The following is a 14,821-nucleotide window of genomic DNA, read 5'->3' as shown; positions in this document are numbered from 1 at the left end:
TCGCTCACTCCATTTCATTTCGTTTGCTACGGGGTACTTGCTTCCATCCGGCAGCCCGTGAGCAATTGGTTTACAATGGGGCTTTCATTCAAAAGCAACCCAGCCAATAGTGCGTGTTTTCCAGTAAGAATGAAATCAACTTGTACGTATTGATTTACATAGAACTAAAGTGTACTCAAAAAAGGGAATTACATATATTAGAATCTTGTGGAGGTTTTGTAGTAGCGGCAGATGGATAAACCCTTCAGATCTCTTAAAAAAGCATATGGGTTACAAAAAAATCATTTGGACCATTTTTTTTCTTTTGTTTGTGCTAGTTATCTATTTTGAGTTCATCAAACCACACTTTGATACAAAGAAAGCGTCATTCGATGGAGTAGTTATAGCGATTACAAAACCAAAAAGAACAGGAAGTCATTTGATAAAACTGATGAAAGACAATTTTACTTTCTCCTTTTACTACGGACTTGATGGTACCTCGGACATCAGCATTGGGGATTCTGTTTTTAAGAATTCTGAGTCAGAAACTTTGTATGTTAAAAGCCTTAAAGATGGATTAATACGTAGAGCGAAAGACCAAGATTTTTTAGTACCGCCAAGGGCGAGACAGACTGTAAAGTAATTTGGTCGTCTTTTGCAGCCGAGCCTAGGTCTAGTCCCATCTCTTGGGCTATAAATATAGTAAGTCTGGCGCAGGAATGAGGCGTAGCAAAGTGTGCTGGCTTCCTGTACCTGATTAGTTTCCGATTGTAAACGCTTACATACTTGGAGTATTTGGGGGTTGATTTCCTGTAAGAAGTTTGTAGGGTGCGTTTATATCAAATTCTTCGAAAACATCTTCATCTTTCAAGTAATCATATGATTCTCCTTCAAAAAAAACTTCCCAAATCCATTGAAAAAAAAGCCAGCCATCATCTGGTGTTTTAAATGGCAATAAAAGTGATTCGATTCTGTCTTTAAATTCAATACTAGGGTTTAAGAGATAATAAGCCAACGAATTTTTGATTTGTTCTACCAATAGCGGGTTTTGCTTTATAAATTCTGGTAACAATAACTCTCTCGCCAAAGTTTTTGTCTGCCTTTCATTATTAGTGTCATACATCCCATATACATTGATATCATCTTCGCTATCACCCAACCCAGATAGCGTTCCAAATAAATAATCAAGATAAATGGGGTTTACGATTATTGTCATATTTATTTTCTAAATACAGGATAAAGTGTTCTTAATTTTCCACTTAAAAAAAAGCTTTTACTTCTGTTGCAGTTCGATGTCTCCCCATATAGTCCAAGTGTCTTGGCCATAAATATAGTAAGTCTGGCGCAGGAATGAGGCGTAGCAAACTGTGTTGGCTTCTTGTGCTTGCACGAAATACTTGGACTAGTTTGGCTCGGGAGCGAAGGAATGGTTATTTTTGTGGCAAGCTTTTTATTTTTATTAAGGGATGGTCATATTTTCTTAACCCATCACTTAGAAATTCTTGCCATACAGTATATAGTTTTTGTTTTGATAAATTCATTTCTATGTGAGTGTTCATCCCGCTTTGATACTTGGTTATACTGTCTTCACCATTAATATATAGGTAAAGCGCATAATCGTAGTTGGTTGAGTTCGTCAGTTCAAATGATTTACATATAATCGTATCATTCAAGGATACATAAATTAAATCTTTATACTCCTCATGATGCGTTCCATAAACTCTTGTTTGCCCGGCCTTTCCACCATGGAAGTTTTGCGACGAATAAAGGTAGATTTGACGACCATTAACTTTAAAGGTATCCTCGAGGTTTAATATTATTTCTCTTTTAGATTGATGGAAATTTATATAATTAAGCAAACCTTCTTTAAATCTGACTTCTACTCCTCCTTTTTCCTCAATTTTTTTTATTGTGTCGATGCCCTTTAGGGTAAAAAGATCAAAATGCTTGAAGTACAGGGTATCTGACTGAGTTGTTCTGCTATCACAAGAACAAAAACCTGATACAATTACGAATAGACAGCAGCTTATTGCCTTGTTCATAAAATCTATTTAATTTTTCTTTTGTCTTTCTTGTTCCATGTCTTGTCCAAGTATCATGGGCTATAAATATAGTAAGTCTGGCGCAGGAATGAGGCGTAGCAAAGTGTGTTGGCTTTGTGTGCCTGATTAGTTTCCGATTGTAAACCTACATACTTGTACTGTTGTAGATTTTTTTGTAAAAACAACTATGGGATTTCATCAAAATCCTTGTCAAGAATAATGTTTTCGATAGCATCCGTAGGAGTATTACCTATTTTACACAGATAATCATCATACCCACCATAAATACTGTTGTCATCAGCCATCATTAAAACAAAATGATCACGATATGCTGTGCCAATTAAAACTAGTTGCTTTTTTACTCTAGGCATATAATTATTAAAGATTCTATCTGGTACTTCAAGGCCTGTGGCATGGTCGAAATCAAAATTTATATCGTCGTCTTTTAAGCCATTTCGCTTGTTCGAAAATTTTATGACTAAGCCTCCAAGATTTTGCATTGTCTCTACAACGTTATCCAACACAGGATAGCCCTCGAAAGTTAATTGATCCACAACTATATTCTTACTTATTCGCCTTAACTCAGACCATCCAGCATTGATCAAAATATTTTTGACTTCTTTTATCATAATTCTTAATCCTTTTTCCCCCGTCTAGTCTAAGCATCTTTGCCCTTGATGGTGTTGCAGATCGCTGAGTGTTGTTCAAAGTTGAAAGTAGCATGACTGCCAGCCGTCGTTGGGTGTTTTCACCAACGACACAAGCACTAAAGCCGCCACTACTCACGCCAATGTGTAAGAAAACCAAATTCATCCACCAACGTTTCATAATACCTGGCCGATGAATAATAGTAGTCTTCAGGAAACTTGCATAGCCCGGCCTCTACGGGATTGTAATGTATATAATTTTCCTTTTGCAAATATACTTCCTCACTATACAAATCGATACTCAGTGAATTACGTTCCCAAAATTGGTACATACGGTCTTTAGCGTTTACCCTGAACTCTTCCAGTAACAGCGGATTGTTCTTTTGTAAATCGAATTTAATTTGTTGTGCTGTATACTTCAAAAAGCTTTGCTGAATTTGTTGAGGTGTAAATCCATTTACTGCTTGCCAGATAACATGAAGATGATTGCTCATTATTACAAAGCTGTTTACAATAACACGTTGTTCTTTTACAAGAAAACCTAAGCTATCGAGAATGATGGCTTTGTATTGGTCTTCTTTTAAAAGATGTTTCCATTCCAGAATGGTCGCCGTAAAAAATTGAGGATGATGTTCTGAGTTTATCATTCAGAACAAAATATAAAAAAGTTGTAGTAAACTTGTGTACCCTGATCTCAAAATCCCTTGCTGGTGATAACACACAGCAAGGGCGGCGTGATTTTTTCGTTAGCATACCAACAAGGGCAAAGCAAATACAATAATACAATGACATATCAAGTAATATTTACAAACGGGTATGAACATGATGATGAATCCTTAATGAAGGGCTATAGAAAAGACGTGATGATAAAGGATAATGATGATCATTATTATGAGGTCAATTTCATTGAATTAGAAGTTATAAAAAATGGTTTTCATAAAGACTCGGTTTGTTATTTAGAGAACAATATTGTCATTTTACATGAAGTAACTAAGGATAATATTCTTAGATCAATTCCTGAATTGCATAAGTGGTTGTTTTCAAAGCGATGGATTCCCTTGACAATAAATCAAGTAGAGCGTTATTATTATCCAAATAATAATTGGAAAGTTTTTGAAGTACTGGTTTCCCCTCTCTAGTCCAAGAATCATGGGCTATAAATATAATAAGTTTGGCGCAGGAATGAGGCGTAGCAAACTGTGTTGGCTTCCTGTGCCTGAGTAGTTCCCGATTGTTAACGCTTAGGCACTTGGACTAGTTGGGGTATTATTGAACACTGGCGAACAAGCTACCCACTAAATCTTCGATCTAGACAAACTTAAAAATGAGTAATATGGTTTCAATTGAATTTTTTTCAAAGTATCCAAAAGAATCTAAAAAAAGTACGATGTTTTTACTCGTGATAATTATTATATCCGTTCTTTTAAATATTTTTCTTCCTGAAAGCAAAAAAACACCTGAAGATAAAAAAATTGAAAGTAGACAGCCCAATCCAAGTCATCAGTAGTTTCCAGTGCTATCCCGAGTATACAACCCCGTCTAGTCCTAGTATCTTGGCTATAAATATCGTAAGTCTGGCGCAGGAATGAGGCGTAGCAAACAGTGTTGGCTACCTGTGCCTGATTAGTTTCCGATTGTTACGCTTACTTACTTGGACTAGTTGGGGATGTTCTGAGTTTATCATTCAGAACAAAATATAAAAAAGTTGTAGTAAAATTGTATAACCTGATCTCAAAATCCCTTGCTGGTGATAACACACAGCAAGAACGGCGTGTTTTTTTGATTTAGCATACCAACAAAGGCAATGAAAGGAAGCCGACGCACTTTGCTAAGCTTCATTCGCCTAGTTGGGGCATCCTCTTGATTTACTAAAAGACTAATATGACTTATAAAAAAATAATAAGTTTTCTTTCATTGTCATTGTTTATAATTATCGTTTTTTGGGCTTTTGTAAAACCCCAGTTTAGCACAAAAAAAGCTTCTTTTAATGGAACAGTAGTTTCAATAACAAAGAAAAAAAGATCGGACGCATATGACGTAAGACTAAAAGACGGCCTAATTAATTATGTATTTATTTACAATTTTATGATGGACACATTCGACATCAAGGTGGGGGATTCAGTATTTAAAAAGTCTAACGACAAAATCTTATATGTAAGAACTAAAGAAACCGGGGAAATAAAACCGGCAAATGAACAGGATTTTCTCGTACCTCCCGGAGCAAAAACCCTTGATAAGTAATTTATTATTTGCCAGTTATTCTTAGTCTTCAATCCATATCATACAATCAACATTTGCTCAGTATTGGTAAGCGGTTGAGTGCCCCTCTAGTCCAAGTATCTTGGGCTATAAATATAGTAAGTCTGGCGCAGGAATGAGGCGCAGCAAACTGTGCTGGCTTCCTGTGACTGCATTTAGCGATTGTGAAATTCAAGAGAAGCTAACTGATATGCAACCGTAAAGCCAAGAATTTGATTTCTTTCATCTTCCGAAAAATAATCTTCGACATTGCGTCCATTTTGAAGTATCCATAATATTGTTAATTTATAAATTATCAGGAGACAATTCATTTCAGAAAAAAAACCAAGTTCTCTCACCTCATTATACTTTGATTTAGTAGAATTAGATGCATTAAGCTGCGCAACTTTATACCATTGTAAGTCAGAAAAACTCTTTGTCGAGTTAAATAAGTCGTTTATTTCATAAGTTATTTTGAAATCAGGAATTAGTAGTTCAGAGTTAGTTAAAGCAACATTAGTTATAAAGCGCCAGCTATTTTCACCTCTTAACTTTGGGGACCCAAGTAGAAGAATTGGGCTAAAGGCATATTCACTAATTTTTTCAAGCTCTTTAATATTCTTAAGCCTCGTCTTGTCGAATCGATTTAATGGATTCACGAGTACTTTTATAATATGTACGTCATTAAAAATTAATTCATATTTTATAAGTTTTACATAACAAAATCCGTAAGATTTAAGTAATGGCACTTCATAAATATCTCCAGAAATTAATTTGTTTAAAAAAGTTGCTGCCATTAATTCTTTTTTTAAATCCCTGCCTTGTCCAAGTATATTGGGCTATAAATATAGTAAGTCTGGCGCAGGAATGAGGCGTAGCAAACTGTGTTGGCTTCTTGTGCCTGCACTACATACTTGGAGTAGATTGGGGAAAGAAAGAAATCATTGTAAATAGCTGTTAGCTTCGTTTGGATTTTCAACTTCAATGTAATTTTCAGTATTGGTAATGTAATAATTTTCAAAAGGAAACAAAACTTCCCAAATCCAAAGAAAAAAACTCCTTGGGTCTTTTGGATGGTCAAAGGCTATCAAACAGTTATCATACAGATCACCATAGTTGATTTTATCGGTTGTTAGGAAATAAGCAAGTGATCGCTTTACGGATTCTTTGTACAAATCAGATTGAATATAATAGTACGGCTTTATTTCATTGGCAATGACATGTTTTACTAGTATTTCATTGTTATTTTCAAAGTTTGTATAGTTATTTATTTCTTCATCGATGTCAGCTGTTCCACCTAAAGGCGCTAACAAATTACTTAACATATATTTATTTACGTGCTTCATAAATTACTTATTTAAACCGGAAAATTTGTGCTAATTTAAAATAATCAGTCTTTCTAGGAAATCATTTCGCATGACGGCGAGTCGGCTCCGCCAGACATCGCCTGAGAACACATTTTTGGTTTGGGTTCTCTTCCTTCTCCTTTTCAACTTGTTTCTTGGCCTTTTTCCTCATCTTTAAAGTAAAATCAATCAGCCGTCGTTCTTCTTGATACAAATGAAAGATGGCATGGAGGCAATGGCCCGTCAGCAAACAATCATATCGGCAATCGGCAGTTACAGCCGGCAGTTATTTGGTTTTATACGCAGCCGTGTAAAAACAAATGAAGATGCGGAAGACATTCTGCAGGATGTCTGGTATCAATTAAGTAACCTGGCTGCGGTTGACAATATTGATAATATTGGCGGATGGCTGTACCGGGTGGCCCGTAACCGCATCATCGATAAATCAAGAAAAAAGAAAGATGTATTACTCGATGACTTTTCCTACGAAGATGATGATGGGGTCAGTTTTTTCTCTTCCATGTTAGCAAGTGACGAGGGCGATGCTGAAATGCAGAGCATGCAACGGTTATTTTGGGATGCGTTGATGGATGCCTTGCAGGAACTTCCCGAGAAACAACGAAACGTATTTGTATGGAACGAACTGGAAGATATGACGCTGCAGGAAATTGCCGACCAAGAGAATGAGAACATCAAAACCATTATTTCACGCAAGCGTTATGCAGTCATTCACCTGCGTAGCCGGCTTGAAACTTTGTACAACGAATTTTTAAACAATTAATATTTTTACGATGATGAGGAACAGGAATAAAAAATGGATGGCCTTAATACCCTTGCTGGTTATTGCAGCGGTGTTTGCATTTGGCTGGCTGGTGATGTTTTTATGGAACACTGCATTGGTCCCGGCAACCGGTTTGTATGTGATCAATTTCTGGCAGGCGATCGGCATTCTGCTGTTGAGTAAAATTTTATTCAGCGGTTTTGGTGGACGTAATAAACACAAGGGTGGCCCGGGATGGAAACAAAATTGGGGAGCCATGAGTGATGAGGAGAAAGCCCGTTTTAAACAGGAGTGGTGGAAGCGTTGCGGTCATTATCCGCAGGAAAAAGAAATCAAACCTGAGAATAATCCCACTCAGGAACAACATCCATAAACATATTATACCGATGGTGAAGCCCGAACGTATTGTTCGGGCTTTTTTTATGTCTCCCGAAGTATCCACCGTCCCGGTTCGTGTTCACGAATCATGGCTTTATAAATGGAAAAGCATTGGCTTTCGTCATGAATATATTCCAAACCTTCATCGTAAAGTATTTTTTTCGTCGGCTCGTCTTTCTATTTGTTATCTATTTTTTCATTTAAAACAACAGACGATGTACAATCAGTCTCACGCCGCAAAAGGCGATCACTACGGAAGCAGCAAACGGCACCTGCTTTACCGTTCAATGCAACGAGCCGCCGTAAACATTTACAAAACCGGAACCAGTTACGAAATGCTGGTATTTGCACCGGGCCGCATCAAAGAACATTTTGCGGTGAATGTAAAAGGAAATGAATTAAGTATTTCCTACACGCCACCGGATGGCTTTCCACGTTTCGATTGGGTGTTGCGTGAATACAGCCGTGGAGGTTTTGTAAGAACGTTTACATTGGATGAAACCATTGATGCTTCTGCTATTACAGCAAAGTATGAAGATGGTGTGTTACAGGTGAGCCTCCCCGTTATTGCAGGAGCGCAAACCAAAGAACAGGAAATAAAGATCAGCTAAAGTTGATTTTTACCTGTTGACAAACAGGGTTTATTATGGTCAAAGGCGGTCCGTTTCGGCGGACTGCCTTTTGTTATTTACGCCCGCCCCGGTTCGTGTCTCACGAACAGGACGGAAATTGTTTATGGTTCGTGAGACACGAACCATGGCATTAGATTTTCTTACGTTCAAAGGCAGCTGGTTTAAACCGGCTGTCTTTTTTTATTTAAAACGCTTCACCAAACTGTAAATAAAAACCCTGGTTCTCTTTCCCTTTTCCAAAACCATAATCGAAGCGGATATGTAGTTTTTCATGTTTGTTCACGGCGAACCGTAAACCGCCACCCCATGAATATTTCAGTTGTGTCAAAGAAAGGGTACTGAATCGTCCTGCCACATCTCCCACGCCTGCAAAGCCAACCGCACTGATGCGTTTGTAAACAGGCACACGATATTCAGCTTGCAAACTCAGCAAATGATCATCTCTGTAACGGCCGTTGAAATAACCACGCATACGGTCGGCACCGCCTAGCGATGCAATACTTCTGATCGGCACATCTGCTCCTGTATTAAAGAAGCCATAAGCCTGCATCGCCAAAATTTGTTTTCGATAAATGCGTTTGTACAATCGTGCATCAGCAATAAAATTTGTGTAACGATGATCTGATAAAAGCAATGAAGTGAAATGCGTTGCCTGCAATGAAAGTAAATGTCCTTTGTTGGGCCAGAATGTGTTGTTGCGTGTATCCCATGAAATACTGGCACCAAGACCCGACACCTGGTAAGGTTGTCGACCTGCTACCTGTTGTTGTTCAAACAGGCCAGCATCTTTTACATTGATATCGATCACCCGTTGAAAATCATAGATCAATCCGGCAAATACTTTATGACCCAATAAACGTTCGCCATGCAGGTGTACATAGAATTGTCTGAAATCGTATTCTTCTTCGTTACTGGTTGGGGTTTTATTACCCAGTCCCCAAAATCGGTCGGGGAACGAGCTGTACGAAAAATGGCTGTTTAAAATATATTTTTCACCCGGAAAAAATACCGGTCCGTTGATGGTGAAAATAAATTGCTTCCGCAACGAATAGCTGCCGAGAAAACGAATGGAAGAAGTACGTGTGGTTGAATCTTTTTTTCGTGTTGTATAAAATGTATAGGTGCCGCCGGCACCAAACGACCAATCGGTTTCAATAGAACGGGAAATAACAGGTACTACCAGCAGATGACTTTTATTAACAGCAGAATCTGTTGACTGTGCTGTTACGTTTAATTGACTGATTAGTAACACACAGATAAACGCAACAATAAAAGAAGAAGTTGATTGTTGCTGCATGCATCAGTTGGTTTGTGAAAGTTGCAAAAATGCATCACCAATATGATTGACAATATCTCCCGCCAGCATTGCTTCCTGCGATATCTGTTGTGCAGCTAAATCGCCTGCCAAGCCATGTAAATAAACACCGAGTATTGCTGCTTCTTCTGTATTATAACCTTGCGCCAGCAAACCGGTGAGTATGCCAGTCAATACATCACCACTGCCTGCAGTGGCCATACCTGCATTGCCGGTATTGTTGAAGTATGCATTGCCGTTGGGGCAAGCAATAAATGTGTGATGACCTTTCAACACGATCACACAATTTAACTCAATTGATTTTTGTTGTGCAAGTTCGGCCCGTTCAAAATCATTTGCTGTTTTACCAAACAACCGTTCAAATTCTTTTGGATGGGGCGTGAGCAAACAATCTTCATGAAGATATGTTGCCATATCTTTTTTGATCGATAAGAGATTCAGTGCATCGGCATCCAATATAATTGGCTGATGAATTTGCTTCAACAGTTGTAACAACAGTTCCGCTGTTTTTTCGTGCAGGCCAATGCCCGGTCCAATCCCAATTGCAGCATAGCGTAAGAGATCAGTTGGAAGTGTAGAAAGAAAGCGTTCTTCCGGATCAGTATCCAGCATGGCTTCGGGAATACTTGTTTGCAAAATATCATACCCGCAGCGTGGGCTGTGCACCGTTAGTAATCCTGCACCGCTGCGTAAGCAGGCTTCTGCACTTAATACAGCAGCGCCAATTTTTCCATAACTACCTGCCGTTATCAGTGCATGACCAAAATTGCCTTTGTGTAAATGGTTTTTTCGTTTTCGATAAATGGTATTGATCAATGCCCGGTCGATCAATTGATGCTCAGCAACTGTTTGATCATAATAGGCCTGGTGCAAACCAATGTTGAGCAAATGCACATCGCCGCAATATTCTGCATTTTCAGTCATCAAAAAACAGGTTTTGTATTGCTGAAAGCTAAGTGTATAGTCGGCTCTGATGCAAGTGTGTTCTTTGCAACTTTTATCGGCAAACATCCCCGACGGAATATCAATGGAAATAACGGCAGCAGGAGAGTGGGTGATATGTTCGGCTAATGCAGCAACTAATCCATCCAATGGTTTATTTAAACCTGTTCCAAGCAAGGCGTCAATTGCCACATCATCTGATTGCAAAGCGGGAAAAAACTCCGGCGATTGTAAAAAATGAATGTCTTTTGTATGCGTGTGTAATACTGCAAGATTTTTTTGAAAATCATCGGTTCCGAGTTTTCCATTTTCAAGAATGTACACGGTTACATTGCAGCCTTCCTGCAAAAGAAGTCGGCTGATCGCAAGTCCATCACCGCCATTGTTTCCTTTACCGCAAAAAACATGTAGCTTCTTTTTGGAGAAGTGGTGCAGCATGATCCATTCTGCACAGGCGGTGGCGGCACGTTCCATCAGATCAATGGAAGAAATTGGTTCATGCTCAATTGTGTATGCATCCCATGCTTTGATCTGTTCGGCTGAAAAGATTTTCATACGCTAAAGTTACAATTGCAAATACAAAAAGGCCTGATAACGATCAGACCTTTCAAGAGACCAAGAGAACAAATTATTTTTTCAGAAATGCAAAGCGAACAGAAACGGCAACGGTTGAAGCTCTGAATTGAACACCTTCGATCAATGTTAGCTCTGGTTTCCAGTCGATCGATAAATTAATGGGCACTTCTGTAAATTGATAGTCGAGACCGGCAATTCCTAACAGGCCGAAATTATCAAACCCTGTAAATCCAACAAAAGCGCCACCTCCATAAAACCAATGCAGGTTTTCAACCGCTCCGATGGGTTTAAATATTTCATACATGGCACCCAATGCAAGTGGATCTCGGAGGTTAAGGATGGCTTCTACAGCTTTGTTGTTATTGAAATGATAGCGGTAGGTGAATCCCGTAGCAACAACCTGATCGTTACTGCCTAGCCGAACACCTGCCTGATGACGGTATTGAGCGAAAGAAGCTGAAATGGTTAGAACAGACACAATAAGAAATACGAGACTGCTTTTTTGAAACATGGATAGATGATTGATAAAATGTTTGCTAAAATAATGCCAATTGCTTTGTTACCAGTTGGAATAAAATTCCTGACCGGTTTGTGTTTTCCTGTAACTGAAACGTTGTTTTTTTGTTTTGCTGTGTGAAAGAAAGCTTAACAAATTTTACATAGTAAACTCATATCGTTGAATCAAACGCAATGATTACGACCGTTCTTTTTATTAGGGACTATCTTTGCAGCCTTTAATACAGGCACAGATGGCTACAATTCTGATCGTTTCGATATTTATACTCGGCTACCTACTGATTGCACTCGAACATACTGTCAAGATTAATAAGGCGGCGACTGCTTTAATGACCGGTGTACTTTGCTGGACGATCTTTATATTCGAAAGCGATTCAGCTCACTTTGTAAACGAAGAATTACTGCATCATTTGGGAGAGATCGGTTCTATTCTGTTTTTTCTGTTGGGAGCAATGACGATTGTGGAATTGATCGACTCACACAATGGATTCTCCATTATTACCCGCCAGATCAATACCACCAATAAAAGCCGGTTGTTGTTGATCGTTTCGGTGATCACTTTTTTCTTATCATCCTTACTGGATAACCTAACCACCACTATTGTAATGACTTCTTTGTGCGCCAAATTACTGAGCGACAGAGAGGACAGGCTTTGGTTTGCAGGTATGATCGTTATTGCTGCAAATGCCGGTGGTGCATGGTCGCCGTTAGGTGATGTTACCACTACCATGCTGTGGATCGGCGGACAGATCACTGCTTACAGTATCATTACACAAATATTTTTTCCAAGTGTAGCTGCAGCTTTTATTCCTGTTTTAATTGTGATGTATAAATTCAAAGGCAAGAAGATCATTGCGATGCCAAAAGCATCCGATTCAGATGTTGATAAAAGAGATGGGAAAATTATTCTTGTATCAGGTTTAGGTTTTCTTCTTTTTGTTCCGGTATTTAAAACCGTCACACATTTGCCGCCTTTTATGGGCATGCTGCTGGCATTAGGTTTTATGTGGATCATAACAACGATTATTCACAAGAAGAAAGAATCAACGGCCGTACAACGGTTTAGTGTTGCACATGCCTTGCAGCGAATTGATACTCCCAGCATCCTGTTTTTTCTTGGTATCCTGCTTGCCGTAGCTGCTTTGCAATCGAACGGTTTACTTGCTGAAGCTGCCACACATCTCAATGCGTTATTAAAGAACGATTATATGATCGGTACTGCGTTGGGATTGCTTTCTGCATTGGTCGATAACGTGCCGCTTGTTGCTGCAGCACAAGGCATGTACGATCTTACAACGTATCCAACCGATCATCCGTTTTGGGAATTTCTTGCATTAACAACGGGTACAGGCGGCAGTGCAATTATTATTGGCTCCGCAGCAGGCGTTGCGGCCATGGGAATTGAAGCCATCAACTTTATGTGGTATTTGAAAAAGATCAGCTGGTTAGCATTGATTGGTTTCTTTGCAGGGATCGCCGTCTTTCTTTTAGAACGTGCTTTTTTCTAAGCAAGCTTTATAAAAATAATTCCAGTTTACTTTTGGGGCGTTTACTTTCCAGCCATTGAAAGTTTGATAATTTCTTTTGATCGTTTGGTAACTGACGGATAGGGAAGGTGGTACCTTTTACTGAACTGCTGTATTTTATTTTCTGCGGACTGCGGTCTTTAAAAAACATATCGATCATATCAGCCGTTGTTCTGTTCATTCCCACATAGGCACTATCATCGTCCTGTGCATAATAAATACTTTCTGCTGTGCCTTTTGCTTTTACAAAATCAAGTTCACCATCAATAAAATAAGCATTGATAGTACGGCCTTTGATCTGGTTAAAGAACTCCGCCGTTTCTTTTACATTTTGTACCAGCAGCCCGTTCTCAAACACATACATACGCTTGGGCTTTTTGTTTTCAGTGAACACAAATATTGTGTCGCCCGATACCTGGCTGCCTTTGCTCCATGCAACAGGATTGTGGTATAATTCAAACACACTGTCAACTCCGGAATAAAATAAGCTATCGGAAGTAGCTTGTAACGAATCATTAAAAATGCGAACATTCCTGAATGCAGTGATAAAGCGGATGGTATCAGTTTCTTCTTTTGGCCGGATGCGTTTTTTGATAGTTGTATCAACAACTGCAACAAGATTACTGTCTGCAAGCGGAATTTTAATTGAATCAGTTTGTACAATCACAGGCTTATTCCGTAATACCGGTGGTTTGGTTGTGATCACCGAATCTTTTACCGGTAATGGTTTTGTTTTTTCAAGAACAGGTGGAGAAATAACCGGTACAGCGATCGAATCTTTTTGCTGCACAGCAGCAATACTATCAGCAATTACTTTTGCTGAATCGGGTGATACGATCACAATGGAATCGTTTGAAAGTATTGAATCAACTCGCAGCACCTGTTTCCCTTTCACCGTATCAAATGCAGTGATGTATCCATTCTTCATTTGTGCCAGATCTTGCATCAAGCCTGAATAGATGGTGTCGGCAGCAATGTAAACCGAATCACTTTTTTGTACCACCACCATCACCGGTTTCTCGGTAGCAAGAAAATTCTTCTTCTCTTTATTAAAGAACACTCTGTTGGCAAACAGGAGAGCGCCTTGCGCAGTGTCTTTGTATTGTACATTTCCTTTGGCTTCACCAAAACCTGTTTTATCATCAAAGGCAAAATCATCAGCCACCATTGTTGAGGTACTATCCTGCATGCGGGAGCGGCTGCCGAATTTGGCTTGTTTCAATTTCAGATCATAGTAACCTTCTCTTGTATTAATGACCGATTTGCCTGTTTTAATGGTGGTGGGAGCAATAAAGGTTGCAACCTGGCTGCTGGTATTATATAACAACGAATCGCTGGCAAGTGCAACTTCAGGGTCGCTCATTTTTACATCGCCAATGAAATAAATATCTTTTATATCTGCATAATAAAAACCCACATTACTGGTAAGTGTGGTTTGTTTGCTCTCAATACGTCCGCCATTGCGATAGGTACCCACTTTACCATTCATGTCGTAATCCATTTCATTGGTATAGAGGGTACTGTTAGGGTCGCTGAGCTTTACGTTGTTTCGAAAGGTGGCAAGTTTTTTATTGCCATCGTATTGCAGGTATTGCGAATAAATATTTACAGAGTCGGCTTCTTTGATGTGCACATTACCGTATGCCTGCAAGAAATTTGTTTTCTCATTTAACACCACACTGTCGGCCCAAAACAGTGTAGCTCCCTGGCGTATATGCACATCGCCTACAAAAATTTGGAGTTGTGTGACCGAGTCAATTGTTCGAAAGTCAAAATGATTGGTTTTGAGAATTTCAACAACACGTACCGTGTCACTTGTTTGTGATGGACGGGGAGGAGCTGTTCTTTTTTGTGCGTACAATCCATTTATACACAAAAGCAAACAGCACAGCAAACCAAAGCG

General features: G+C 39.1%; 17 protein-coding genes. 7 read left to right on the top strand and 10 right to left on the bottom strand.

All coding sequences use genetic code 11. From position 1 onward, the window contains the following. The first annotated feature begins 265 nt into the window (after positions 1 to 265). Positions 266 to 622: a hypothetical protein gene (locus WG989_RS18505; protein WP_340431534.1), complete on the top strand. Its 357-nt coding sequence runs from the start codon at positions 266 to 268 to the stop codon at positions 620 to 622. Between the two features lie 135 nt (positions 623 to 757). Here WG989_RS18505 and WG989_RS18500 read toward each other — a convergent pair whose 3' ends face one another. The 4 genes from WG989_RS18500 to WG989_RS18485 all read right to left on the bottom strand — a co-directional run bounded on the left by WG989_RS18500 (position 758) and on the right by WG989_RS18485 (position 3,315). Next, positions 758 to 1,195 (bottom strand): hypothetical protein, encoded by a 438-nt coding sequence (locus tag WG989_RS18500; RefSeq protein ID WP_340431533.1) that lies wholly within the window; start codon positions 1,193 to 1,195, stop codon positions 758 to 760. A gap of 214 nt (positions 1,196 to 1,409) precedes the next feature. After that, on the bottom strand, positions 1,410 to 2,021 hold the full coding sequence (locus WG989_RS18495) for a hypothetical protein (RefSeq protein ID WP_340431532.1): 612 nt from the start codon (positions 2,019 to 2,021) through the stop codon (positions 1,410 to 1,412). 185 nt (positions 2,022 to 2,206) lie between these two features. Further along, complete coding sequence (locus tag WG989_RS18490) at positions 2,207 to 2,650, bottom strand: SUKH-3 domain-containing protein (RefSeq protein WP_340431531.1); 444 nt, start codon at positions 2,648 to 2,650, stop codon at positions 2,207 to 2,209. Between the two features lie 149 nt (positions 2,651 to 2,799). After that, entirely contained in the window at positions 2,800 to 3,315 is a 516-nt protein-coding gene (locus WG989_RS18485) for a transposase (protein ID WP_340431530.1), read from the bottom strand. A gap of 63 nt (positions 3,316 to 3,378) precedes the next feature. Here WG989_RS18485 and WG989_RS18480 point away from each other — a divergent pair, with 63 nt between their 5' ends. Both WG989_RS18480 and WG989_RS18475 read left to right on the top strand, forming a co-directional pair. After that, positions 3,379 to 3,807 carry a hypothetical protein gene (locus tag WG989_RS18480; protein WP_340431529.1) on the top strand — a complete coding sequence of 143 codons (429 nt, stop codon included), beginning with the start codon at positions 3,379 to 3,381 and terminating at the stop codon, positions 3,805 to 3,807. A gap of 742 nt (positions 3,808 to 4,549) precedes the next feature. Further along, complete coding sequence (locus tag WG989_RS18475) at positions 4,550 to 4,909, top strand: hypothetical protein (RefSeq protein ID WP_340431528.1); 360 nt, start codon at positions 4,550 to 4,552, stop codon at positions 4,907 to 4,909. A gap of 173 nt (positions 4,910 to 5,082) precedes the next feature. On the opposite strand, the gene WG989_RS18470 is transcribed toward WG989_RS18475, so the two are convergent. Both WG989_RS18470 and WG989_RS18465 read right to left on the bottom strand, forming a co-directional pair. Continuing rightward, the gene (locus tag WG989_RS18470; protein WP_340431527.1) at positions 5,083 to 5,703 is read right to left on the bottom strand and encodes an Imm26 family immunity protein; all 621 of its coding nucleotides are present in this window, start codon (positions 5,701 to 5,703) and stop codon (positions 5,083 to 5,085) included. Between the two features lie 144 nt (positions 5,704 to 5,847). Next, positions 5,848 to 6,252 carry a hypothetical protein gene (locus WG989_RS18465; RefSeq protein WP_340431526.1) on the bottom strand — a complete coding sequence of 135 codons (405 nt, stop codon included), beginning with the start codon at positions 6,250 to 6,252 and terminating at the stop codon, positions 5,848 to 5,850. Between the two features lie 214 nt (positions 6,253 to 6,466). Between WG989_RS18465 and WG989_RS18460 the strand changes: the two genes are divergently transcribed. The 3 genes from WG989_RS18460 to WG989_RS18450 all read left to right on the top strand — a co-directional run bounded on the left by WG989_RS18460 (position 6,467) and on the right by WG989_RS18450 (position 8,022). Next, complete coding sequence (locus WG989_RS18460; RefSeq protein WP_340431707.1) at positions 6,467 to 7,033, top strand: RNA polymerase sigma factor; 567 nt, start codon at positions 6,467 to 6,469, stop codon at positions 7,031 to 7,033. Between the two features lie 10 nt (positions 7,034 to 7,043). Further along, positions 7,044 to 7,406: a hypothetical protein gene (locus WG989_RS18455; protein ID WP_340431525.1), complete on the top strand. Its 363-nt coding sequence runs from the start codon at positions 7,044 to 7,046 to the stop codon at positions 7,404 to 7,406. Between the two features lie 220 nt (positions 7,407 to 7,626). Continuing rightward, entirely contained in the window at positions 7,627 to 8,022 is a 396-nt protein-coding gene (locus WG989_RS18450; protein ID WP_340431524.1) for an Hsp20/alpha crystallin family protein, read from the top strand. A 205-nt stretch (positions 8,023 to 8,227) separates the two neighbouring features. Here WG989_RS18450 and WG989_RS18445 read toward each other — a convergent pair whose 3' ends face one another. The 3 genes from WG989_RS18445 to WG989_RS18435 form a co-directional block, all read right to left on the bottom strand. Further along, positions 8,228 to 9,340 (bottom strand): BamA/TamA family outer membrane protein, encoded by a 1,113-nt coding sequence (locus WG989_RS18445; protein ID WP_340431523.1) that lies wholly within the window; start codon positions 9,338 to 9,340, stop codon positions 8,228 to 8,230. Positions 9,341 to 9,343: 3 nt separating this feature from the next. After that, positions 9,344 to 10,855, bottom strand: a complete 1,512-nt coding sequence (locus tag WG989_RS18440) for an NAD(P)H-hydrate dehydratase (RefSeq protein ID WP_340431522.1) — start codon at positions 10,853 to 10,855, stop codon at positions 9,344 to 9,346. A 73-nt stretch (positions 10,856 to 10,928) separates the two neighbouring features. Next, positions 10,929 to 11,387, bottom strand: a complete 459-nt coding sequence (locus tag WG989_RS18435; RefSeq protein ID WP_340431521.1) for a hypothetical protein — start codon at positions 11,385 to 11,387, stop codon at positions 10,929 to 10,931. A 238-nt stretch (positions 11,388 to 11,625) separates the two neighbouring features. Here WG989_RS18435 and nhaD point away from each other — a divergent pair, with 238 nt between their 5' ends. Further along, a complete protein-coding gene (gene nhaD / locus WG989_RS18430; protein WP_340431520.1) occupies positions 11,626 to 12,900 on the top strand; it encodes a sodium:proton antiporter NhaD in 1,275 nt (424 codons plus the stop codon). 7 nt (positions 12,901 to 12,907) lie between these two features. Here nhaD and WG989_RS18425 read toward each other — a convergent pair whose 3' ends face one another. Further along, positions 12,908 to 14,779 carry an OstA-like protein gene (locus tag WG989_RS18425; RefSeq protein ID WP_340431519.1) on the bottom strand — a complete coding sequence of 624 codons (1,872 nt, stop codon included), beginning with the start codon at positions 14,777 to 14,779 and terminating at the stop codon, positions 12,908 to 12,910. Positions 14,780 to 14,821: the final 42 nt, after the last annotated feature.

The organism is Lacibacter sp. H407, assembly GCF_037892605.1.
Classification (GTDB): Bacteria; Bacteroidota; Bacteroidia; order Chitinophagales; family Chitinophagaceae; genus Lacibacter.
Note: the sequence above shows the minus strand (reverse complement) of the source record. Positions and strands in the feature narration are given on the sequence as shown.